21 protein-coding genes are annotated in these 21,609 nt (G+C 66.6%); 13 read left to right on the top strand and 8 right to left on the bottom strand.

What is annotated here, in order from left to right; genetic code table 11:
* Positions 1-45 precede the first annotated feature (45 nt).
* Positions 46-444 (top strand): VOC family protein, encoded by a 399-nt coding sequence (locus V7S63_RS17780; protein WP_336531162.1) that lies wholly within the window; start codon positions 46-48, stop codon positions 442-444.
* On the opposite strand, the gene puuE is transcribed toward V7S63_RS17780, so the two are convergent.
* Both puuE and uraH read right to left on the bottom strand, forming a co-directional pair.
* The gene (puuE, locus tag V7S63_RS17775; protein WP_336531161.1) at positions 441-1,862 is read right to left on the bottom strand and encodes an allantoinase PuuE; all 1,422 of its coding nucleotides are present in this window, start codon (positions 1,860-1,862) and stop codon (positions 441-443) included. The two genes, V7S63_RS17780 and puuE, sit on opposite strands and share 4 nt — an antisense overlap.
* Before the next feature lie 67 nt (positions 1,863-1,929).
* Entirely contained in the window at positions 1,930-2,283 is a 354-nt protein-coding gene (gene uraH, locus V7S63_RS17770) for a hydroxyisourate hydrolase (RefSeq protein WP_091843344.1), read from the bottom strand.
* A 168-nt stretch (positions 2,284-2,451) separates the two neighbouring features.
* Between uraH and V7S63_RS17765 the strand changes: the two genes are divergently transcribed.
* Together V7S63_RS17765 and V7S63_RS17760 are read left to right on the top strand one after the other, a co-directional pair.
* Complete coding sequence (locus V7S63_RS17765; protein WP_336531178.1) at positions 2,452-3,684, top strand: urate hydroxylase PuuD; 1,233 nt, start codon at positions 2,452-2,454, stop codon at positions 3,682-3,684.
* A 181-nt stretch (positions 3,685-3,865) separates the two neighbouring features.
* The gene (locus V7S63_RS17760) at positions 3,866-6,340 is read left to right on the top strand and encodes a hypothetical protein (RefSeq protein ID WP_336531160.1); all 2,475 of its coding nucleotides are present in this window, start codon (positions 3,866-3,868) and stop codon (positions 6,338-6,340) included.
* Positions 6,341-6,465: 125 nt separating this feature from the next.
* Here V7S63_RS17760 and V7S63_RS17755 read toward each other — a convergent pair whose 3' ends face one another.
* Positions 6,466-7,536, bottom strand: a complete 1,071-nt coding sequence (locus V7S63_RS17755; RefSeq protein WP_336531159.1) for an NAD(P)/FAD-dependent oxidoreductase — start codon at positions 7,534-7,536, stop codon at positions 6,466-6,468.
* A 125-nt stretch (positions 7,537-7,661) separates the two neighbouring features.
* Positions 7,662-8,096, bottom strand: a complete 435-nt coding sequence (locus V7S63_RS17750; RefSeq protein WP_336531158.1) for a GlcG/HbpS family heme-binding protein — start codon at positions 8,094-8,096, stop codon at positions 7,662-7,664.
* A gap of 283 nt (positions 8,097-8,379) precedes the next feature.
* Between V7S63_RS17750 and lysM the strand changes: the two genes are divergently transcribed.
* The 9 genes from lysM (at position 8,380) to V7S63_RS17705 (ending at position 17,422) form a co-directional block, all read left to right on the top strand.
* Positions 8,380-8,823, top strand: coding sequence for a peptidoglycan-binding protein LysM (gene lysM / locus V7S63_RS17745; protein ID WP_091843329.1), 444 nt, complete (start codon positions 8,380-8,382; stop codon positions 8,821-8,823).
* Positions 8,824-9,029: 206 nt separating this feature from the next.
* Positions 9,030-10,082: a TRAP transporter substrate-binding protein gene (locus V7S63_RS17740; protein ID WP_091843324.1), complete on the top strand. Its 1,053-nt coding sequence runs from the start codon at positions 9,030-9,032 to the stop codon at positions 10,080-10,082.
* Between the two features lie 4 nt (positions 10,083-10,086).
* Positions 10,087-10,593 (top strand): TRAP transporter small permease, encoded by a 507-nt coding sequence (locus V7S63_RS17735; protein ID WP_091843319.1) that lies wholly within the window; start codon positions 10,087-10,089, stop codon positions 10,591-10,593.
* Positions 10,590-11,909 (top strand): TRAP transporter large permease, encoded by a 1,320-nt coding sequence (locus V7S63_RS17730; RefSeq protein WP_336531157.1) that lies wholly within the window; start codon positions 10,590-10,592, stop codon positions 11,907-11,909. The genes V7S63_RS17735 and V7S63_RS17730 overlap by 4 nt, the downstream gene beginning before the upstream one ends.
* Before the next feature lie 18 nt (positions 11,910-11,927).
* Positions 11,928-12,242, top strand: a complete 315-nt coding sequence (locus V7S63_RS17725; protein WP_336531156.1) for a rhodanese-like domain-containing protein — start codon at positions 11,928-11,930, stop codon at positions 12,240-12,242.
* A 153-nt stretch (positions 12,243-12,395) separates the two neighbouring features.
* Complete coding sequence (locus tag V7S63_RS17720) at positions 12,396-13,349, top strand: YiiG family protein (protein WP_336531155.1); 954 nt, start codon at positions 12,396-12,398, stop codon at positions 13,347-13,349.
* Positions 13,350-13,468: 119 nt separating this feature from the next.
* On the top strand, positions 13,469-15,778 hold the full coding sequence (locus tag V7S63_RS17715) for a xanthine dehydrogenase family protein molybdopterin-binding subunit (RefSeq protein ID WP_336531154.1): 2,310 nt from the start codon (positions 13,469-13,471) through the stop codon (positions 15,776-15,778).
* Between the two features lie 132 nt (positions 15,779-15,910).
* On the top strand, positions 15,911-16,342 hold the full coding sequence (locus V7S63_RS17710) for a c-type cytochrome (RefSeq protein ID WP_336531153.1): 432 nt from the start codon (positions 15,911-15,913) through the stop codon (positions 16,340-16,342).
* A gap of 147 nt (positions 16,343-16,489) precedes the next feature.
* The gene (locus V7S63_RS17705; RefSeq protein ID WP_336531152.1) at positions 16,490-17,422 is read left to right on the top strand and encodes a cytochrome c; all 933 of its coding nucleotides are present in this window, start codon (positions 16,490-16,492) and stop codon (positions 17,420-17,422) included.
* Between the two features lie 13 nt (positions 17,423-17,435).
* On the opposite strand, the gene V7S63_RS17700 is transcribed toward V7S63_RS17705, so the two are convergent.
* On the bottom strand, positions 17,436-18,317 hold the full coding sequence (locus V7S63_RS17700; RefSeq protein WP_336531177.1) for an aldo/keto reductase family oxidoreductase: 882 nt from the start codon (positions 18,315-18,317) through the stop codon (positions 17,436-17,438).
* A 95-nt stretch (positions 18,318-18,412) separates the two neighbouring features.
* On the opposite strand from V7S63_RS17700, the gene V7S63_RS17695 reads away from it, so the two are divergent.
* Positions 18,413-19,321 (top strand): LysR family transcriptional regulator, encoded by a 909-nt coding sequence (locus tag V7S63_RS17695; protein WP_091843285.1) that lies wholly within the window; start codon positions 18,413-18,415, stop codon positions 19,319-19,321.
* A 6-nt stretch (positions 19,322-19,327) separates the two neighbouring features.
* Here V7S63_RS17695 and V7S63_RS17690 read toward each other — a convergent pair whose 3' ends face one another.
* From V7S63_RS17690 to V7S63_RS17680, 3 genes are all read right to left on the bottom strand, one after another.
* Positions 19,328-19,948 carry a helix-turn-helix domain-containing protein gene (locus V7S63_RS17690; protein WP_091843280.1) on the bottom strand — a complete coding sequence of 207 codons (621 nt, stop codon included), beginning with the start codon at positions 19,946-19,948 and terminating at the stop codon, positions 19,328-19,330.
* Positions 19,949-20,069: 121 nt separating this feature from the next.
* Positions 20,070-20,999, bottom strand: coding sequence for a DMT family transporter (locus V7S63_RS17685; protein ID WP_091843277.1), 930 nt, complete (start codon positions 20,997-20,999; stop codon positions 20,070-20,072).
* Positions 21,000-21,132: 133 nt separating this feature from the next.
* Positions 21,133-21,585 carry a GNAT family N-acetyltransferase gene (locus V7S63_RS17680; protein WP_336531151.1) on the bottom strand — a complete coding sequence of 151 codons (453 nt, stop codon included), beginning with the start codon at positions 21,583-21,585 and terminating at the stop codon, positions 21,133-21,135.
* Between the last annotated feature and the right edge of the window lie 24 nt (positions 21,586-21,609).

Raw genomic sequence — 21,609 nt, 5'->3', positions numbered from 1 at the left:
AGCCGGCGGCTGGGCAAGTTTCCTGTGTGGAAACAGGAGGAACCCATGCACAAGCCGGAAGGGCACAACGCGGTCTCGCCCTATCTCATGGTCACCGATGCCGAGCAGGCGCTCGCTTTCGCCAAGGCCGTCTTCGGAGCTGATCCCAGCTTTATCGCCCGGCGCGAGGATGGCGGGATCATGCATGCCGAGTTCAGGATCGACGATTCGATCGTGATGCTCGGGCAGGCGCCGGGCGGGCCGGAATCCCATGTCCATGTCTATGTGGCCGACCCCGACGCTTTGATCGCGAAGGCTGTGGCGGCTGGCGGCACGCTGATCCAGGCGCCGGAAGAGAAGGGGGACGGCGATCGCCGCGGCGGGGTCAAGGACCCCGCCGGTACGACGTGGTGGCTGGCGCGGATGGTCGATCCGGCGGGGCGAAAGAAGACGAACGCGCTCTAGCCAGAGGGCATTAAATCGCGCATCCGCAGCAAGGTTATCTTCTCGACCTGCGCGAGGGCGGTCTCGAATTCGCGCTGTGGCGTGCTCGCCATCCGTTCCTCGAAGTTCGCGAGGATGTCGGCCTTCGTCAGTCCCTTGACGGCCAGGATGAAGGGGATGCCGAACCTCGCCTTGTACGCTTCGTTCAGAGCGGTGAAACGGGCGCGCTCGTCGGATGTCAGGCGGTCGAGACCGGCCGAGCCCTGTTCGTCCGCCGATTCCGCGGTCAACTCGCCGGCGGCGGCGATCTTGCCGGCAAGGTCGGGGTGCTGTTTCAGGAAGGCTATCTGGGTTTCGCGCGGACTTTCCCGCACGACCCTGAACATTGCGGAGTGGAGCGCATCGGCGGAGTCGTGCTTCGCATTGATGCCAGCCGCGTAGGCCTTCTCGGCGATCCACGACGAATGCTCGAAGACCCGGCCAAAGACCTCGACGAAAAGCGCCCGAGGCAGCCGCGAGGGCCTGTAGCCCCCTTCCGGCGGATGTGTCCTGACCCAATGTCGGGCGATGTCGAGCCGCGTCGCGACCCAGACGCGATCATGGCTGTGGACGTAATCGAGGAAGCGGGCGAGCGCGGCGGCCCGGCCGGGCCGGCCGACGAGCCGGCAATGCAGGCCGACCGACATCATCTTCGGCGCGGTCTCGCCCTCGGCATAGAGCGTGTCGAACGAGTCCTTGAGATAGGCGAAGAACTGGTCGCCGCTGTTGAAGCCCTGTGGCGTCGCAAAGCGCATGTCGTTGGCGTCGAGCGTATAGGGGACGGCGAGCTGCGGGCCATGCGGCCCCTGCAGCCAATAGGGCAATTCGTCGGCATAGACGTCGGCGGTGTAGAGGAAGCCGCCTTCCGCCATGGTCAGCGGAATGGTGTTGACCGAGGTGCGGCCCTGATAGCAGCCGAGCGGACGGGTCCCGGCGAGCTCGGTCTGGATGCGGATCGCCTCGAGGATGTGCTCGCGCTCGAGCTCTGCGGGTGCGTCGCGATAGTCGATCCATTTCAGGCCGTGGGTCGCGATCTCCCAGCCGGCCTCCTGCATCGAGGCAACGATCTGCGGATAGCGCTGCAGGGCCGATGCGACGGCGAACACCGTGACGGGCAGATTGCGCTCAGTGAACATCCGCCACAGCCGCCAATAGCCGGCGCGCGAGCCGTATTCGTAGATCGACTCCATGTTCATATGGCGCTGGCCGGGCCAGGGCGCGGCACCGACGATTTCGGAGAGGAAGGCCTCCGAGGCGGCATCGCCATGCAGGATGTTGTTCTCGCCGCCCTCCTCGTAATTGACCACGAACTGCAAGGCGATGCGGGCCTGCCCCGGCCAGTGCGGATGCGGAGGGGTGCGGCCATAGCCGACGAGGTCGCGCGGGTAGGAAGGGCTCATGAGATGATTCAAGTCCATGCGAGCGAGAGTCAAGAACGGCCGGCAAGCCGTTGTCGATGAGGCGTTTTCAGCTGCCGCGATAGGTTGAATAGCTCCAGGGCGAAGCGAGCAGCGGTACGTGATAATGGCCCTGCGGCTCGGCGATGGCGAAGCGGATCGGCACGAGATCGAGGAAGGCCGGCTCAGGCAGTTTCGTGCCGAGATGGCGGAAATAGTCGCCGATCGCGAAGGTCAATTCATAGCTGCCGACCGGTAGCCTGCCGGTGAGCAGAGGCGCATCGGTGCGGCCGTCGGCATTGGTGACGGTGTCGGCGATCCGTTCGCGGCTACCGTCCGGCAGCAGCGCGTCGAGCGCGATCGCGACGCCCGCGGCCGGCCTGCCGTTGACCGTATCGAGCACATGCGTCGACAGACGCCCCATAGCCCTGAACCTCTCGTTGACGCTGCGTTGAGCAGCTGGAATGACGCTTGCCTTCCAAGGCTGCGAACCTAGTCTGAACTGTGATGCAAGTTCCCTTCCGGATTCCGCCCTGTCAAATCGCACACATACCGCTCCACCCGGAGTCCGTCCGTGCTTGAAGCCTATCTGATGGAGTGGGGCAGCCAGCTCCTGCGCTGGCTGCATGTGATCGCGGCGATCGCCTGGATCGGCTCGTCCTTCTTCTTCATCCACTTGGACGCCTCGCTGAGGGCCGCGCCGGATGCGCCCAGGACCGAGGCCGGTCAGCCGACGCAGTTTCTCGCCTGGCAGGTCCATGGCGGCGGCTTCTACGCGATGCGCAAATACCTGGTAGCGCCGGAGGTCCTGCCGAAGGAGCTGACCTGGCACAAATGGCAGGCCTACTGGACCTGGATCTCGGGCTTCTTCCTGCTGGTCTGGGTCTATTACGCCCAGTCGGAGCTCTATCTGATCGACCCGGCGGTGATGGCACTTTCGCCGATCGCGGCAGGCGCGATCGGCATCGCGGCATTGGCCGGGGGCTGGCTTTTCTACGATCTGCTCTGCAAGTCGCCGCTCGGCAAGAACGACGTCGTGCTCGGCCTGCTCGGCTTCGGCTACGTGGTGGCCGCAAGCTGGGCCTTTGCCTCGGTCTTCTCCGGGCGCGGCGCGCTGATTCATACCGGGGCGCTGATGGCGACGATCATGTCGGCCAATGTCTTCTTCGTGATCATGCCCGGCCAGCGCAAGACCATCGCTGCGATGGTCGCCGGCGAGGTGCCCGATCCGAAATACGGCAAGCAGGCCAAGCAGCGCTCGCTGCACAACAACTACATCACCCTGCCGGTACTGTTCCTGATGCTGGCGAACCACTACCCGGTGACCTACGCCAATTCGGCGGTGATCCCGGTTCTGGTCGCGCTGATCATCATCGCGGGTGCACTGATCCGGCATTTTTACAATGTTCGCCATGCCGACCATGCCAAGTCGCCGTGGTGGACCTGGGCGGTGGCGGCGCTTGCGCTCTGGCTCGCCTTCTGGGTGGCGATGGCGTCCTCGCCCGGAGGTCGCGAGCGTCTCGGGCTGAAGCCGCTGGAACCGGCCAAGCCGATGATGCTCGCCGGCCTGGTGCCGTCCTCGCCGGAGGTCGCCAACATCGTCACCGGACGCTGCGCCATGTGCCATGCGCCGGAGCCGTCCTGGCCTGGCCTGCAGATCGCGCCCAAGGGCGTCTTCCTGCACGAACCCGAGCTGATCGCCCGCCAGCGCCGCGCCATCGGCGTGCAGGCGGTGCTGACCCACGCCATGCCGCCGAACAACCTGTCGGGCATGACCGCGGACGAGCGGCGCGTCCTCGCCGCCTGGGTGGCGCAGAAGCGCTGACCCGGCTTCGCACGGCGCGGCAAGTTGACGCTGCCGGGCCACAGTCGGGCGCTCGATCCGCGCTGTTCAGTTTCATTCAGTTTCGGTTCATCGCGGAACCATCATCGTCGAACGTGATCACATCGGCGTGATCGGCGCGTGATCATGCGCGCCGGGCGCGCCGGGGGCCTTGGGGGTCCAGTTGAAAACCGTGTGGAGATCGGGCTCCAGCTACTGGCTGGCGGCCGCGCTGTTCTGTTGCGCCTGGGGGGCGCTGTGCTGGCCCTGGCTGTCGGGAGCGGTGACGATTCCGTTCGACGCCAAGGCGCATTTCCAGGCGCAGATCCAGTTCCTGGCGCAGGCCCTGCACTCGGGCCAGTCGCCGTTCTGGACCCACAACGTCTTCGCCGGCTCGCCCCAGGTCGCCGATCCGCAATCGCTGATCTTCTCGCCCGCGATCCTGCTGGCGCTGTTCAATCCCTCGCCGAGCTTCCGTGCGGTCGATGCCTATGTGCTGGCGCATCTGCTGGTCGGCGGGCTCGCCATGCTGATGTTCTTCCGCGACCGCAACTGGCATCCGGCCGGGGCGCTGCTCGCGGCGCTGGTTTTCGCCTTCGGCGCCTCCGCCGCCTGGCGGGTGCAGCATGTCGGCCAGATCGCTAGCTTTGCCTTCTTCGGATTGTCGTTCTGGCTGACGGCGCGGATGCTGCAGCGCGCCTCGCTGCGCTATGGCCTGCTCGCCGGCTTTTCCGCCGGGATGATGGTGCTCGAGCCCGATCAGGTCGCGTTGCTCGGCGCCTATATCCTGATCGGCATGGTTGTGGCCTACTGGCTCTCCGAGGGCTGGACGGGGTTGCGCGAAAGTCTCGCGCCGATCGCGGCCGCTTGCTTCGCCGGGATCGTCACCATTGCGGTGCCGCTGCTCTGGACCTGGCTCTTCGCCGAGGCGACGACGCGCCCCGCCATTGATCTCGTCGAAGCCGGCAGGGGCTCGCTGCACCCGGCCTCGCTGCTGACCGCCTTCGTCGGCGACCTGTTCGGCGTGCGTGACCCGTCCGTCGAATTCTGGGGACCTTACGCCCCGGACTGGAACGCCAAGGAGCTCTTCCTGTCGAAAAACATGGGGCAGGTCTATCTGGGGGCGTTGCCTTTCCTGCTGCTGATCGTGCCGGGCCTGACGCGCGGCTGGCTCTGGGACAGGGCGATCCGGCCCTTCACCATCCTGTTCGTGCTGATGGTGCTGTTCGCGCTCGGCCGCTACACGCCGCTGTTCCACCTGGCCTATGACTATCTGCCGGGCGTCAAGGTGTTCCGGCGGCCGGCCGATGCGACCTTCCTGATCGGCGGACTCGGGGCCGTGCTCTCGGGCTACCTGCTGCATCGCATGCTCAGCGAGGAGAAGCAGGGCGCGATCTGGCGCGATCTCGGCATCGGCGCCGGTGCGATCGCGCTGCTGATCGGCGTTGCCCTGCTGGTGGCGCGTCAGGCCGGCCATCTCGGTCAGGCCTGGCTGCCGAGCGCGACCGCTGCCGCCTGGTTCGCCAGCGCGCTCCTGCTCCTCGTGGTGCTGACGCGCTGGCGCGGCGCTGCGACCCCGCTTGCCGCAAGCCTGTTCATCACGGGCGTCGTCGCTGCCGACCTTGCTGCCAATAACGGTCCGAACGAGGCTACGGCGCTGGCGCCCGAGGTCTACGACGTGCTCCGGCCGGAGACCAAGAACGAGACCGTCGCCGTGCTGAAGAAGCTGACGGCGCAGCCGTCGGATTCAGCCCGGCGCGACCGGGTCGAACTGCTCGGCATGGGCTTCGAGTGGCCCAACGCCGGCATGATCCACGGCTTCGATCATACGCTCGGCTACAACCCGCTGCGTCTGGCCGACTTTTCGGATGCGGTCGGCACGCGCGATTCGATCGCGGCGCCGGGCGAGCGCGTGTTCACGCCCCTGTTCCCGTCCTATCGCTGCCGCCTCGCCGATTTCCTCGGCCTGCGCTACATCGCGACCAGGGTGCCGATCGGTGAGGTCGACCGCTCGCTGCGCGAGGGCGACCTCAAGCTCGTCGCCTATACCAAGGACGGCTACATCTACGAGAACCCGCGGGCGCTGCCGCGCGTGATGTTCGTCGGCGGCTGGGAGCTTGCCGATTTCGAGGGGATGAAGTCGGCCGGGAAATGGCCGGAGGCCGACCCGCAGCGCGTCGTCCTGCTCGACCAGGAGCCGGAGCCCGGCGTGCCGGAAGGGCCGGTCGCGAGCAATGCCGAGGTCAAGCTCAAGCGCTACCGCAACACGGTGGTCGAGATCGAGGTCACGACCGCCCAGCCCGGCTTCGTCGTGCTGAACGACATCTGGCACCCCTGGTGGAAGGCCGAGCTCGACGGCCAGGAGGTCGAGATCCTCAAGGCGAATGTCCTGTTCCGCGCCGTGCAGGTTCCGGCGGGCACGCACAAGATCCGCTTCAGCTTCCATCCGCTCGAGGGGGCGATCGCCGAACTGCGCGACCGCGTGACGCCGCCGGAAGAGGAGGGCGTGGTCGCGGAAGCGCCGACGCATAGCGGCCCCTCGGGCTCGCCGGCGACGCGCATCCAGCCGGTGCCGCCGGAGCCGGTTTCGCGCCCGGCGCACGACATGGCCGCACATGAGATGCTGCCGTCCGCGTCGGCGATATCGGTGGTGCGGTAGGGGCAAGCAACGTCATGCTCGGCCTTGAGCCGAGCATCTCAGGCCGGAACAGACTCCAATAGCGCCTTCCCGTCATGAGATTCTCGGGTCTGCGCTTCGCTTCGCCCGAGAATGACGCTGAGGGCTCAAGCCACGCCGAGCTTCTTCTGCAGGGCGCTCGACGAGGTCGTGTACTGGAAAGTCAGCCGCTTCTCCGGATAGACGTAGCGGTGGACCTTCTGGGCGGCGAGCGCCGCCTCGTGGAAGCCCGAGAGGATCAGCTTCAGCTTGCCGGGATAGGTGTTGATGTCGCCGATGGCGAAGATGCCAGGCACATTGGTCTCGAACTTCTCGGTGTCGGCCGGGATCAGGTTCTCGTGGAGGTTGAGACCCCAGTCTGCGATCGGGCCGAGCTTCATCGTCAACCCGAAGAAGGGCAGCATCGTGTTGCAGGCGATCTCGAACTCGACGCCGGCATTGTCACGGCAGATCGCGCCGTGCAGCTCGTTGCCCTCGCCCTTGAGGCCCATGACCTGGCCGAGCCGCAGATCCATCGCACCGGAGGCGACGAGGGCACGCATCTGCTCGACCGAATGCGGCGCGGCGCGAAAATCGTCGCGCCGATGCATCAGCGTCACGCGCTTTGCGATCGGCTGCAGGTTCAGCGTCCAGTCGAGCGCCGAATCGCCGCCGCCGACGATCAAGATCTCGCGGCCGCGGAAGGCCTCCATCTTGCGCACGGCATAGTGCACGCCGCCGCCGTCGCTGCGGCCCTCATAGGCCTCGATGCCGGGAATCGGGGGCTTCTTGGGCAGGAAGGAGCCGCCACCGGCGGCGATCAGCACCGTCTTGGCCGCGAACACCGTGCCGCCATCGGTGCGCAGGCGGAAACGCGGGGCCTCGGCTGAGCCGAGCACCTCGACCGCCTCGATCATCTGGTTGAGATGGAAGGTCGCGCCGAAGGGCTTGATCTGCTCCATCAGGTTGTCGACCAGCCCCTGGCCGGTGACGAGCGGGAAGCCGGGAATGTCGTAGATCGGCTTCTCCGGATAGAGCTCGGCGCACTGGCCGCCGACCTTGGGCAGGATGTCGACGAGATGGGCCCTGATGTCGAGCAGGCCGAGCTCGAACACGGCGAACAGGCCGCAGGGGCCGGCGCCGATGATCAGCGCGTCGGTCTCGACGGTCTCGCCCTCGATGGTGGCGGCGATGTTCATGGGTCTTCGTTCCTCAGGACGGCTTCAAGGGCCGCCGATCGCCCCCCGTTGCCGGAAATCCGCCGGCCTTGCAATGCGACATCGCGCAAGGCCGGGCGGGCCCGATCGCATGCGGGATGGGGCTTTCAACCGCCGGTTTCGGCGGTGAGCCCAGCGGCGGCGATGCCGGCGAGCGCCGCCGCCTCGTCATTGTCCGAGGTGTCGCCGGAGATGCCGACGACGCCGATGAGGTTGCCGCCGGGATCGCGGATCAGCGCGCCGCCGGGCACGGGCACGACCGGGCCGCCGACCGAGAGAGCGACGCCGTTGATGAAGTGCGGGCGCTCCAGCGCCATCTTGTTGAGGGTGCGCGGGCCGACGCCGAGCGCGATCGCGCCATTGGCCTTGCCGAGCGCGATCTCGCCGCGCTTCAGGCTGGTGCCGTCCTGCGCCAGGAAGAACTTCTGCGCGCCGCGGGCGTCGAGTACCGCGATGGCGAGCGGCTTCAGCCCGTTCTCGCGGGCGTATTTCAGGGCGCCGTCGACGATCACGTTGGCCTGGTCGAGGGAGAGGGCGGTCATGGGTGGCCTTTCCTGGGTATCGATGGCGGAGCCTGCCAGCTTGGCAACGTTCTGCCAGTGCCGGCGACATGAGGGAAGGGCAGTCGTCAGGCTTGGTCTCGTGACGGTTTAGTCTTGCAGTTGTCGTTCCGAGTCGGCTTCATGTGTTGCCCGCCTCGGGATATGTTCCGCAAGGTGATTGCCATTTTTGCGACCAGAACATGCTCCAAGGCTGTCGTGTTGCGCGAAGCCCGATCGTTCGGCCAATCCTGGCGGGGCGGCCAGCGCATGAGGAGAATACGCCATGGGTCTGTTCAGTTTCATCAAGGAAGCCGGCGCCAAGATCTTCGGGTCGAGCTCGGCCAATGCGGCAACGGCTGATCAGTTGCAGAAGGAACTGGCGGGCCATGGCCTGCCGTCCGACGTCAAGATCGACGTCTCAGGCGACAAGGTGAAGGTCTCCGGCAAGGCGATGACCACGGAGGAGGCCGAGAAGATCATCCTGGCGATCGGCAACACAGCCGGCGTCGGCTCGGTCGAATCGGAGCTGATCGTCAACAAGGAGGCGGCAGCCGCGGTATTCTACACGGTCAAGAAGGGCGATACGCTCTGGAAGATCGCCGAGGAGCATTACGGCAAGGGCAAGGGCGCCAAGTACACCGAGATCGTCAAGGCCAACACGCCGCCGGTGAAGGATCCCGACCTGATCCAGCCGGGCTGGGTGCTGCGCATCCCGCCGCTGGCCTGAGCCGGCGCGGCGTCTCCGCCGCTTGCCAATTGGTTGCAGATGAAACTATTATGACCGGGAGGCCGTCAGCGACGGCCTCCCGGCTTGCGTTCAGGCCGGTTTCCACCTCAATAGTGCAAGACGCGAGACGGGACGGGCGGCGAGGCCGCCGAAAGCCCGCGGCAGGGGCGACCGCAACCACCGATTTTTCCCAGGGGAGGGATGTAATGACTTTTGACCGCCGCAAATTCCTGACGCTCGCCGGCTCGGCCGTGGCTGCGCCCGCCGTGCTGCGCGCCACGCGCGCCAATGCCCAGGAAGTGACGCTGCGCATGCACCACTTCCTGCCGCCGGTGGCGAACGGGCATTCCAAGTTCCTGAAGCCATGGGCGGACAAGGTCGGAGCCGAATCGAACGGCCGGATCAAGATCGACATCTTCCCGTCGATGCAGCTCGGCGGCACGCCGCCGCAGCTCTACGATCAGGCTCGCGACGGCGTCGTCGACATCGTCTGGACGCTGCCCGGCAACACGCCCGGCCGCTTCACCGGCATCGAGGCGTTCGAACTGCCGTTCGTGCCGAACAAGCGGGCGCTGGTGAACTCGCTGGCGCTGACCGACTATGCCGCGGAGCACCTCAAGGACGAATTCAAGGACGTCCATCCGATCTGCTTCTGGGCGCATGATCACGGGCTGATCCACGCTAACAAGCCGGTGAAGACGATGGAGGACCTGAAGGGCCTCAAGCTGCGCTTCCCGACCCGGCTCGCCGGCGAGGCGCTGCGCGCGCTCGGCGCCAACGCCATCGGCATGCCGATCCCGCAGGTGCCGGAATCGCTGGCGCAGCGCGTCATCGACGGCTGCGTCGTGCCCTGGGAGGTCGTGCCGTCGATCAAGGTCCAGGAGCTGGTCAAGAACCATACCGAGATCCCAGGCTCGCCGACCTTCTATGTCGCGACCTTCGTGCTTGCCATGAACAAGGCCAAGTACGAGGGCCTGGCGCCCGACCTCAAGGCGATCATCGACAAGAACTCCGGCGCTGCGGCAGCGGCGATGGCCGGCAAGGTCTGGGACGAGCAGGCTGTCGTCGTCTCCGAGATGGTCAAGAAGCGCGGCAACAGCATCGTCACGCTGGAGCAGGCCGAGGCCGAGCGCTGGCAGAAGGCGACCGCGCCGGTGATCGAGGGCTGGCTCAAGACCGCCAAGGACAAGGGCCTCGACGGCGAGAAGCTGCTCGCCTCTGCTCGCGCCGCACTGACCAAGCACCAGAACGCCGCCTGACGCGATGACCGACAGGGCAGGGGAAGAGCGGCCGCCATCGCGCATCGACGCGGTGGCGGAGACGGTCGCGCTCGTCGGCGGTGCGCTGCTGATCGCGGTCGCGACCATGGTCGTGGTCAGCGTGACCTTGCGCAGCGATCTCGTCGGCGCCGCCGGCGTGCCAGGCGATTTCGAGCTGGTGCAGATGGCGACCGCGGTCGCCGCCTTCTGCTTCCTGCCGCTCTGCCAATTGAAGCGCGGCAACATCTTCGTCGACACTTTCACCCTGAAGCTGCCGCAGCGCTGGCGCGACGGCATCGATGCGCTCTGGGACGTGGTCTACGGCCTCGCCATGGCGCTGATCGCCTGGCGGCTCGGCGTCGGCGCGCGCTCGGCCCTCGCCAGCGGCGAGAACACCATGGTGCTGCAGCTGCCGGCCTATCTGCCGATCGCGCTCTGCGCGGTGCTCGCCGGCTTCGTCGCGCTCGCCGCCTTCGTCAGCGCCAGCCGCCTGATGAGGCAGCCCCGATGAGCGGCGCATATCTCGCGATCACCGGCTTTGCCGTCATGCTGGCGCTGATGGCGCTGCGCCTGCCGATCGGCCTCGCCATGCTGGTCGTCGGCAGCGCCGGCTATATCCAGCTCAACGGGCTCGAGCCCTTCCTCAACTACATCCGCACCACGCCGTATCAGATCTTCGCCAATTACACGCTCTCGGTGATCCCGCTCTTCGTGCTGATGGGCGCCTTCGCCGAGCGTTCCGGGCTGGCGGGCGACCTGTTCAAGGCGGCTTCCGCCTTCGTCGGCCATCGCCGCGGGGGCCTCGGCATGGCGATGATCGGGGCCTGCACCGGCTTCGGCGCGATCTGCGGCTCTTCGGTCGCGACCACCGCGACCTTCGCCCGCGCCGCGCTGCCCCAATTGCGCAGCTATCGCTACGATCCCGGCTTCGCCTGCGGCGTGACCGCGGTCGGCGGCACCCTCGGCATCCTGATCCCGCCCTCTGTCATCCTCGTCGTCTATGCGATCTCGACCGAGCAGAACATCGCCAAGCTGTTCCAGGCGGCGCTGATCCCCGGGCTGATGGCGGCGACGTTCTACTGCATTACCATCTGGATCATGTCGCGCGTCGACGGCACGCTCGCGCCCGCCCATGAGCGCACGCCCTGGCGCGAGCGCTGGCCGCTGCTGCTCGGTGTCATCCCGGCGCTGACGGTCGCGGTGATTGTGGTCGGCGGCATCTATGGCGGCGTCTTCACGCCGACGGAGGGAGCGTCGGTCGGCGCCTTCATCATGCTGGCGATCGGCCTGTTCCGGCGCACGCTCGGCTTCGACGGCGTCAAGCAGGCGATCCTGCAGACGGCCGAGACCTCGGCGATGATCTTCGCCATCCTGCTCGGCGCAGAGGTATTCAACGCCTTCCTGGCGCTGACGCAGGTGCCGACCGCGGCGGCGGAGATGATCGCGGCCTCCGGCTGGGCGCCCTATACGGTGCTGGTCGGCCTCCTGCTGTTCTACATCGTGCTCGGCGGCGTGATGGACGAACTCGCCATGATCCTGCTGACGCTGCCGGTGTTCTTCCCGATCGTGACGGCGCTCGATTTCGGCATGCCGACCGACGACATCGCGATCTGGTTCGGCATCCTCGTGCTGATCGTGGTCGGCATCGGCATGACCTGCCCGCCGATCGGGCTCAACGTCTTCGTCGTCGCCTCGCTGGCGCGCGACGTGCCGGTGACGCGGATCTATCGCGGCGTGCTGCCCTTCGTCGGCGCCGACGTGATCAGGCTCGGCATCTGCGTGGCATTTCCGGCGCTCAGCCTCTATCTGGTGAAGCTCCTGAACTGAGCGACCGCGAGCAGCAGCATGATCGTACACGACCTCGACATCGATGCCGTCAAGGCGGGCCTGGCCGATGGCTCGATCCTCATCGTCGACGTGCGCGAGCCGCATGAGTTCGCCGCCGGACGCATTCCGGGCTCGGTGTCACGGCCGCTGTCGCAATTCGATCCTGCCGACCTGCCGAACGAGCCGGGCAAACGCGTCGTGCTCTCCTGCGCCGCCGGGGTGCGCTCGCTGCGGGCGCTGGAATTCGCGCAGGCGGCCGGGCTCGACATCGACAGCCACTATATCGGCGGCTTCAAGGATTGGGCGATGCGGGGAGAATCCGTAGAGCGCTGACATCCGCTGAGCCCTCATCCTGAGAAGCGCTCCGCAGGATGAGGGCTTTGAAGGTATCGACGAGGTGCATCGCCTTCCGGTTGCGGTCAGCGGCACCAGCGTCGATAACGTGGCGCGGCCTCAAATCCGGCCGTGGTCGACCAAAGGTGCCCTATGAAGGCCTCCCGCCTGCTGAGCCTCTCCCTGGCAGCCCTGCTTTGCTCCGTGTCCGCAGCGCCGCCCGCCTTTTCGCAGGCCGCCCCGCAGACAGCAGCGAAGAAGCCGGCGCAGGATCCGGAGCTGCAGGCGGCGATCGCCAAGTCGAATGCCTATACCTCGCTCTCCAACCGGACGATCCGGGCGATCGAATCCTGGGATCGCTACAAGAGCTGGGTCGACCTGAAGAAGGGCCCGACCGGCAAGGAGCGCTACATCGATTACGGGCTCTACAGCCTCTATGACGTGAAGGACGAGATCGCCAAGGCCGAGGCGGCCGCCGGCCAGCCGCCGGCGCAGCCGGAGCTAGACGCCGCCGTGAAGCGCTATATCGCCGCCTATCAGGAGCTGGCGCCGCTGATCACCCGGGCCGAGCGCTATTACGAGCGCAAGGACTATCGCGGCGACAATCTCGCCGAGGGCCGCGAGCTGCATGCCAAGATGGTGCCGGCGGCGGAGGCTTTCCTGCGCGAGCGGACCGTGTTCGGCAATCAGCTCAACGGCTACAAGAAGGGCATCGACGCGCGCGAACTCGCCGCGATCGAGGCGAGCGAGGGCCGGCAGGCCCGCTGGCAGCTGCGCAACATCATGATCAATGCCCGTGCCGTCATGGACGTGATGCCGAGCAACGAGAAGCCGATCGTCGACCTGGCCGCCTTCGATACGGCGCTCGCCGGCTATTCCGGCGCGATCAAGGAGATGGACGCGTTCAAGGACAAGAATGCGTCCGGCGTGCCGATGATCGATTCCTCGGCCAGCTCCTGGCTCGGCAACCTGCGCGATTTCCGCGAGAAGCTCGGCAAGTCGAAGGGCGACGTCCGCAAGGGCGCGGCGGGCGACGCCAACCGGATCGTCTCCAGCTACAACATGATGGTGAGCATGGCAGACAGCGCCGCGCGCATGATCCGCTGAGTTTCAAGTCCCGCCTGCTTGCGCCCGGCGCATCCCGGCCCCCCTATATGGACTGGGGTGACGGCGCGGCTATCCTGCGCCAGTCTTTCTCATTCGAGTGATCCGAAGGAAGTTTGCCGATGCGTCCGATGAAGTTCGGGATGGGCCAGCCGGTGCGGCGGGTCGAGGATCAGCGCCTGACAACCGGCACCGGCCGCTATACCGACGACACCGCGGTCGAGGGCGCTCTGCACGCCTATGTGCTGCGCTCGCCGCACGCGCATGCCAAGTTCAAGATCGTCGACAAGCAGGCGGCGCTGAAGCGCAAGGGCGTCAAGCTGATCCTGACCGGCGAGGACGTCGCGCATCTCGGTGACATCCCCTGCAAGGGGCTTATCAAGGACATCTCCGGCAAGAACGTGAAGCCGAATTCGGTGCCGGTGCTGCCGACCGACACGGTGCGCCATGTCGGCGAGGCCATCGCCTTCATCGTCGCCGAGACGCTCGACCAGGCGCGCGACGCCGCCGAGGCGATCGAGATCGAGTTCGAGACGCTGCCGTCGATCACGGGCATCGCCGAGGCGCTCGAGAGCGGAGCGCCGCAGGTCTGGTCAGATCGCGACGGCAATGTCGCCTTCGAGGCGGAGCAGGGCAATCGCGAGCGGACGGAGAAGGCCTTCGCCAAGGCCGACCGGACGATCTCGATCACCATCGTCAACAACCGCCTCGCCTCCAACTACATGGAGACGCGCGCCTGCATCGCCGAATACGACAAGGCGACCAAGCGCTGGACCCTGACGCATGGCAGCCAGGGCAGCCACGGCACGCGCGACATCCTCGCCAACTACATCCTCAAGGTCGATCCCTCCCGCATCCGGGTGATCACCCCCGATGTCGGCGGCGGCTTCGGCACCAAGATCTTCATGTACCGCGAATACCCGCTGACCATGGTCGCGGCCGAGAAGCTGAAGCGGCCGGTGCGCTGGGTCGCGGACCGTACCGAGCACTTCCTCGCAGACACCCACGGCCGCGCCAATCTCACCACCGCGACGATGGCGCTCGACAAGCGCGGCAAGTTCATCGGCCTCAAGGTCGATCTCGCCGCCGACATGGGCGCCTATCTCTCGCAGTATGGGCCCTTCATCCCCTGGGTCGGCACGACGATGACGCCGGGCTGCTACAATATCCCGGCGGTGCATGTCCGCTTCCGCGGCGTCTTCACCCACACGACGCCGGTCGATGCCTATCGCGGCGCCGGGCGGCCCGAGGCGGCCTATCTGATCGAGCGTCTGGTCGATGCGATCGCGCGCGAGACCGGCAAGAGTCCTGATGCGGTGCGGGCGCTCAACTTCGTCAAGCCGGCCGAGATGCCGCACAAGACGCAGACCGGGCCGGTCTACGATTCCGGCGAGTTCGAGGGCCATATGCGCCGCGCCATGGAGGTGGCGGACTGGAAGGGCTTCAAGAGCCGCCTGAAGACCTCGCAGAAGGCCGGCAAGCTCCGCGGCATCGGCCTGGCCTGCTATATCGAGGCCTGCGGCGGCGGCGGGCCGGAGAGCTCGACTGTGATCCTGGAGAAGGACGGAACCGTCACCGTGCTGATCGGCACCCAGTCGAACGGGCAGGGCCACGAGACCGCCTATTCGCAGCTCGTCGCCCAGCATCTCGACATCCCGCTCGACCGCATCAAGGTCGTGCAGGGCGACACCGACCGGATCGCGACCGGCTCGGGCACCGGCGGCTCGCGCTCGATCCCGGTGGGCGGCGCGGCGCTGAATGCGGCGACCGGCATCCTCGCGGACAATCTCAAGAGCCTCGCCTCGGAGGCGCTCGAGGCCGCCCCGGGCGATCTCGAGATCGTCGACGGCGCCGTGCGAATCGTCGGCACCGACAAGGCGCTCGATCTCAAGGCGATCGCCAACCTGCCCGGCGCCAAGGCCGAGCAGCTCAGCGTGCATCAGAGCTGGACGCCGCCGGAGGCGACCTATCCGAACGGCACGCATGTCGTCGAGCTGGAGGTCGACCCGGCGACCGGCGGCACCGAAATCCAGAACTATGTCGTGGTCGACGATTTCGGCGTGACGCTGAACCCCATCATGCTGCAGGGGCAGGTCCACGGCGGTGCGGCCCAGGGCATCGGCCAGGCGCTGATGGAGGAGATCCGCTTCGATTCGTCCGGCCAGATGCTGACCGCGACCTTCATGGACTACGCCCTGCCGCGCGCGATCGACATCCCGAACTTCCATTTCGAGACGCGCAATGTGCCTTGTGTCACCAACGCCCTCGGCGTGAAGGGCGCAGGCGAGGCCGGGGCGATTGGTGCTTGCCCGGCGGTGATGAACGCCATGGTCGATGCGCTGAACCGCGCTGCCGGCATCAAGGCGATCGACATGCCGGCGACCCCACCAAAGGTGTTCTCGACGTTGAAGGCGGCGGGCTATCTCTCTTGATGCAAGGAGGCGTTTGCTTCCTTGCAAGGAGATTCACGACAATGCGACTTGGCGCTGTCGTGCACGTCAGGTGATCTGGAAGAGTTCAAAACAGCGCCGGGTCCGGCGCTGCCTTCCGGAGGATTCCCACGCATGCTTCGCTCTGCTTTCGTCGCCCTCGGTCTCGCCGTCGGCATTTCCGCCGTACTGGCCCAGGCCAACCCGATCTCCGAGCGGCGCGACGCGATGAAGGCGGTCGGCGCCGCGACGCGCGAGGGCGCGGCGATGGCCAAGGGCGAGGCGCCGTTCGATGCCGCCAAGGCGCAGGCGGTATTCAAGGTCTATGGCGACGCCGCCAAGAAGATGCCGGGCCTCTATCCGGACAGCGCCAAGACCGGCGGCGAGACCACGGCGGCGCCGAAGATCTGGGAGGACCAGGCCGGTTTCAAGGCCGCTTTCGCCAAGTTCGAGGCGGATGCCGCCAGGGGCGCTGCGGTGACCGATCTCGCCGGCTTCCGCACCGCTTTTGGTGACGCCACCAAGAATTGCGGCACCTGCCACGAGACCTACCGCATCAAGAAGTGACGGGCGGCTTCAAGCCGCCAGATTTGACCTGATCGAAGGAGCGGGCTTCCTTGAGGGAAGGCCCGCTCCATTCGTGTCTGCGAGGTTCGGCTCGAACCCTGTCGCGATACGAGCGTTGTTTGCCCGGGACAACCGAATGAGGAACCGATGCGCCGCCTGCTGATCACGCTTCTGGTCTTCATCGCGTTCGGCGTTGCCGGCTTCTTCGTCCTCACCGATCCACGTGTGGTCTCGCCTGGGCCCGAGGTCGGCACGCTGCCGGCGCCGGATCTCGAGAACGGCAAGCTGCTGTTCGCGGCCGGCGGCTGCGCCTCCTGCCATGCGACGCCGGGGCAGGACGACAAGAGCAGGCTGGGCGGCGGGCTGGTGCTGGAGTCGCCCTTCGGCAAGTTCCATGTGCCGAACATCTCGCCGCATACGCGTGACGGCATCGGCAACTGGGGCACGGCCGACTTCATCCAGGCGATGACTGCGGGTGTCTCGCCCTCGGGCCAGCACTATTACCCGGCCTTTCCCTATACCTCCTACCGGCAGATGCCGGCCAAGGCGGTGGCCGATCTCCTCGCCTATATCCGCACGCTGCCCTCGGTCGAGGGCAAGGCGCCGGCCCATGAGCTCGGCTTCCCCTTCAACATCCGCCGCCTGGTCGGCGGCTGGAAGCTGCTGTTCTTCGACGGCGCGCCGTTCAAGGCCGATCCCTCCAAGAGCGAGGAATGGAATCGCGGCGCCTATCTGGTGAACGGTCCCGGCCACTGCGCCGAATGCCATTCCAGCCGCAACCGGCTCGGCGCGATCGTTCAGGCAACGCGCTTTGCCGGCGGTCCCGATCCCGAGGGCAAGGGCTGGGTGCCGAACATCACCCAGGCCGAGGACGGGCTCGGCAAATGGTCCAAGGCCGAGATTGCCGAGTTGCTCAAGACCGGCTTCACGCCGAGCTTCGACAATGTCGGCGGCTCGATGGCTGCAGTGGTTCGCAACATGGCGCAATTGTCGGATGCCGACCGGCTGGCGATGGCTGAGTACCTGAAGTCGCTGCCGGCGGTGCACGGGCCAGCGAGGCCGCCGAAACCCGCGGGCTAGCCGGACCCCATACTCAGACCGTCGCTGCGCCTGCCGCGATCAGGTCCAGCATGCTCAACGCATCAGCCGGAAGCTGGAGTTCCACTGCCGCCAGATTTTCGCGCAGATGGGCGGTCGACGACGTGCCGGGGATCAGCAATATGTTGGGCGCGCGCTGCAGGAGCCAAGCCAGCGCCACTTGCATCGGGGTCGCGTCGAGCGCCTTGGCGACATCGGACAGTGCGGTCGATTGCAGCGGCGTGAAGCCGCCGAGGGGGAAGAACGGCACATAGGCTATCCCGGCAGCGGCGAGGTCATCGATCAGGGCGTCGTCATGCCGATGCGCCAGATTGTATTGGTTCTGCACGCAGACGATCTCGGCAATGCCGCGCCCCTGCGCCAGCTGTGTCGGAGTTATGTTGCTGAGCCCGATATGGCGGACGAGGCCCTGGCGCTGCAATTCGGCGAGCGCGGTAAGCGGTGCCTCGATCGAGCCTTCGGCAGGCCCGTGCACATCGAACATGACGCGCAGATTGACAACGTCGAGCGCATCCAGACCGAGATTGCGCAGGTTGTCATGGACTGCGCTGGTCAGCTCCTCGGCGGAGAAAGCCGGATTCCAGGAGCCGCCGGCACCGCGCTTTGCGCCGATCTTCGTGACGATGACGAGATCGTCCGGATAGGGGTGGAGAGCCTCGCGGATGATCTGGTTAGTGACGTGCGGGCCGTAGAAGTCGCTGGTGTCGATGTGGTCGACGCCACTGGCGACGGCTTCGCGCAGGACTGAAAGAGCTGCCTGCCGATCTTTGGGCGGGCCGAACACGCCCGGCCCCGCCAGTTGCATGGCGCCATAGCCCATGCGCTTCACCCGACGCGTGCCGAGCGTGAATGTTCCGACTTTGCCGATGTCCGTCATTGACCTGTCTCCTTTGGCTTGACCGAGCATGTACGCGGTCGGCATATAATGGATAAGGCAGCTCAATCGGTATGGGCTGTTCGGGAAAGCGAACAATGGCGGCTGATCTTGGCGACCTCACGGCCTTCGTCGCGGTTGCGCGCGCCGGCGGCTTCCGCGATGCGGCGCGGGCCAGCAATGGCAGCGCCTCAAGTTTCAGCGAGGCTGTGCGGCGGCTCGAAGCGCGGCTCGGTGTGCGCCTCCTCAACCGCACCACGCGCAGCGTCGCGCCGACCGAAGCGGGAGCCCGCCTGCTCGACAGGCTGGGACCGGCGCTCGGAGAGGTCGAGGCGGCGCTCGACGTCGTCAACGGCTTCCGCGATCGGCCGGCCGGGACGCTGAGGCTGAACGTGCCGGTCAGCGCGGCGCGGCTCGTGCTGCCCAGGATCGTGCCGGCCTTTCTCGCCGCCTATCCCGACATCACTCTGGAGGTGATCGCCGAGGACAGCTTCGTCGACATGCTCGCTTCGGGCTGCGATGCCGGGATCAGATATGGCGAGCGTCTGGAGCAGGACATGATCGCGGTGCCGATCGGCCCGGCCGAACAGCGCTTTGCGACGGCGGCGTCGCCCGCCTATCTCGATCGCTGCGGGCGGCCTGAGCATCCGCGCGACCTGCTGGGCCATGCCTGCCTGCGCGGCCGCTTCTCGAGCGGCGCGATGACATCCTGGGAATTCGAGCGCGACGGCGAGATCGTCCGCGTGGAGCCGAGCGGCCCGCTCATCGTTCGTGCCGGCGCTGCGATCGACCTTGCCGTCGAGGCAGCGATTGCGGGCAGCGGCGTCATCCAGCTCTTCGAGGACTGGCTGCGGCCTCATCTCGACAACGGCGCGCTGGAGCCCGTTCTCGAATCCTGGTGGGAGCGCTTCCCCGGGCCGTTCCTGTACTATCCGGGCAGGCGTCATCTGCCGGCGCCCCTCCGCGCCTTCGTCGACTTCGTCAAGGCGCAGGGGCGGTGGCCGTGACTGCGTCTAGTCCATCACCGCGGCCTTGAGGATGCAGACCATCAGGGCGGTGCCGGGCTGGTCGCCGATGCAGCGGACGATGTGCTGGCGGTCGCAGCGATAGCGCAGGGTCTCGCCGGCCTTGGCGCGCTGGGTGATGCCGCCGACATCGACCTCGAACTCGCCCGCGCTGACCGAGAGCGATTCGATCGAGCCGCGCTGATGCCCTTCCGAATCGAGCTCGCCGCCCGGCTCGGCGCTGACCTCGTACCACTGCAGCCATTCGACCGTCTTGATCCAGCCGATGATGGCGAGGCGCAGCTTGCCGTCCTCCGAGACCAGGATCGGCGTGTCGGGCCGCGCGATCTTCTCGATGAAGGCCTCTTCCTCGTTGTTCGAGAGCACGCGCTCGATCGAGACGTCGAGCGCCTGCGACAGCCGCCAGATCGTCGCCAGCGTCGGATTGGTCTCGTTGCGCTCGATCTGGCTGATGATCGACTTGGCGACACCGGACTGTTCGGCCAGTTCGGAGAGCGACAGGTTGTAGGCCTTGCGCAGCCGCTGGATGGTCTTGCCGAGCTGGCCCGAAATCACCTGCGCGCCGGATGCGAGCTCTCGGCCGCCACGTTCCCTGGTTTCGATGCCCATTGTGCTCATGCCTGCCGTCGCTCCTCTTGCCCGTCCAGAATGTGCCGTTTGGGAAAGAGAACGATTGGTTTGTCTTAGCGGACAATGCCTTGGATCGCTCCAGGCGGCAAGTCGAGTGGCTTCAGACCGAGCGGGACGGGCCGGCCTCGCGCGTCTCTTTCTTGAGCAGGCCGAGCTGCTTCTCGCGTAGGATGACGTAGATGCCCGACGCGATCACGATCAGCGAGCCGATGAGCACCGCCTGGACCGGCCATTCGCCGAAGACGAACCAGCCCAGCGCGGTCGCCCAGATCATCGTCGAATACTCGAACGGCGCGATCAGCGAGGCGTCGCCATAGCGGTAGGCCTGGACCAGCAGCATCTGGCCGAGACCGCCGAGCACGCCGATGGTGACGAGCAGGATGAAGTCCTTCAGGTCAGGCACGGTCCAGCCGAGCGCGAGCGTCAGCAGACCGAGCAGCGAGGTCAGCGACATGAAATAGAAGACGATGGCGCCGGTCTTCTCGGTATGGGTCAGCAGCCGGACCTCGATCGAGGCGAAGGCCGAGCAGAAGGCGCCGGCAAGCGCGAGCAGGGCGCCGATGGCCGGGCCGCCCGAGAGCCCGTGGCCGAAGGCCTGCGCGCCCATATGCGGGGAGAGCATCAGGAGCACGCCGAGGAAGCCGACGGCGACCGCGGTCCAGCGATAGATGCGCACGCGCTCCTTCAGGATCAGCGCCGCCAGCACGACGACGATCAACGGCGCGGCATAGCCGATCGCGACCGCGTCCGAGAGCGGCAGCAGATGCAGCGCGGCGAAGCCGAGGAACATGCCGGTCGAGCCGATGACGCCGCGCTTGAGATGGCCGCGCAGATTGCTCGTCTTGAGCGCCTCGGGGAATTCATGCCGCCAGGCCAGCCAGATGATCAGCGGAATCAGCGCGAAGAACGAGCGGAAGAAGACGAGCTCGCCGGTCGGATAGCGCGAGGCCAGCGTCTTGATGCCGGCCGACATCAGCGTGAACGACAGGGCCGAAAGCAGCTTGAGGCTGATGCCGAGGAGCGGTGACAAGGGAACAGGTCGGGCGCGAGGAATGGAAGTCTTGTGCAAGACCTCCAGTCCTTAGACCACGAGCGCCGAGCCGTTCCAAGCGCCGATCTTGCAAACCGGACCGGCGCGTCGCGGGACGCGATGGCGATGCGGTTCAGGCGAGGCGGTATTCGAGGATCTCGTCGTCCCGGTCGTCGAACGTGCCGGTCGAGGTCCAGCCCAGATGCCGGTAGAAACCATATGAGCGCACCGCCGGATCGGGTGAGCAACTGAGGAACAATCTGGCGAAGCCAAGCTCCCTGAAGTCGGCGACGACCAGGTTCAGCAAGGTCCGTCCGACACCTCTGTCCTCATGGTCGGGGAGCAGCGCCAGCACGGCGATCTCGCCGGTCTCGCGCTCGCCGAAGCAGTAGCCGACAATCTCATCGGCCTCGGTCGCGACATGGCCCGGCAGGCTGCCATCGGCGATGCCGGCCTGCCAGCTTTCGAGCGTGACACCCGCTTCCGCGAGGCGCTCGACCGATAAGGCGTTCTCCCGTGTCCTGCCGCGTAGAACGACGCAGGCAGGCGTATCCTCGGGGACGGCGCGGCGATAGGCGATGGTCATTGGTCTCGGTTTGGTACTGGAGGG

The sequence above is a fragment of the Allobosea sp. CCNWLY174 genome (assembly GCF_037120455.1).
Classification (GTDB): Bacteria; Pseudomonadota; Alphaproteobacteria; order Rhizobiales; family Beijerinckiaceae; genus Allobosea; species Allobosea lupini.
The sequence above is the reverse complement of the archived record's forward strand: the minus strand, read 5'-3'. Positions and strand labels throughout refer to the sequence as shown.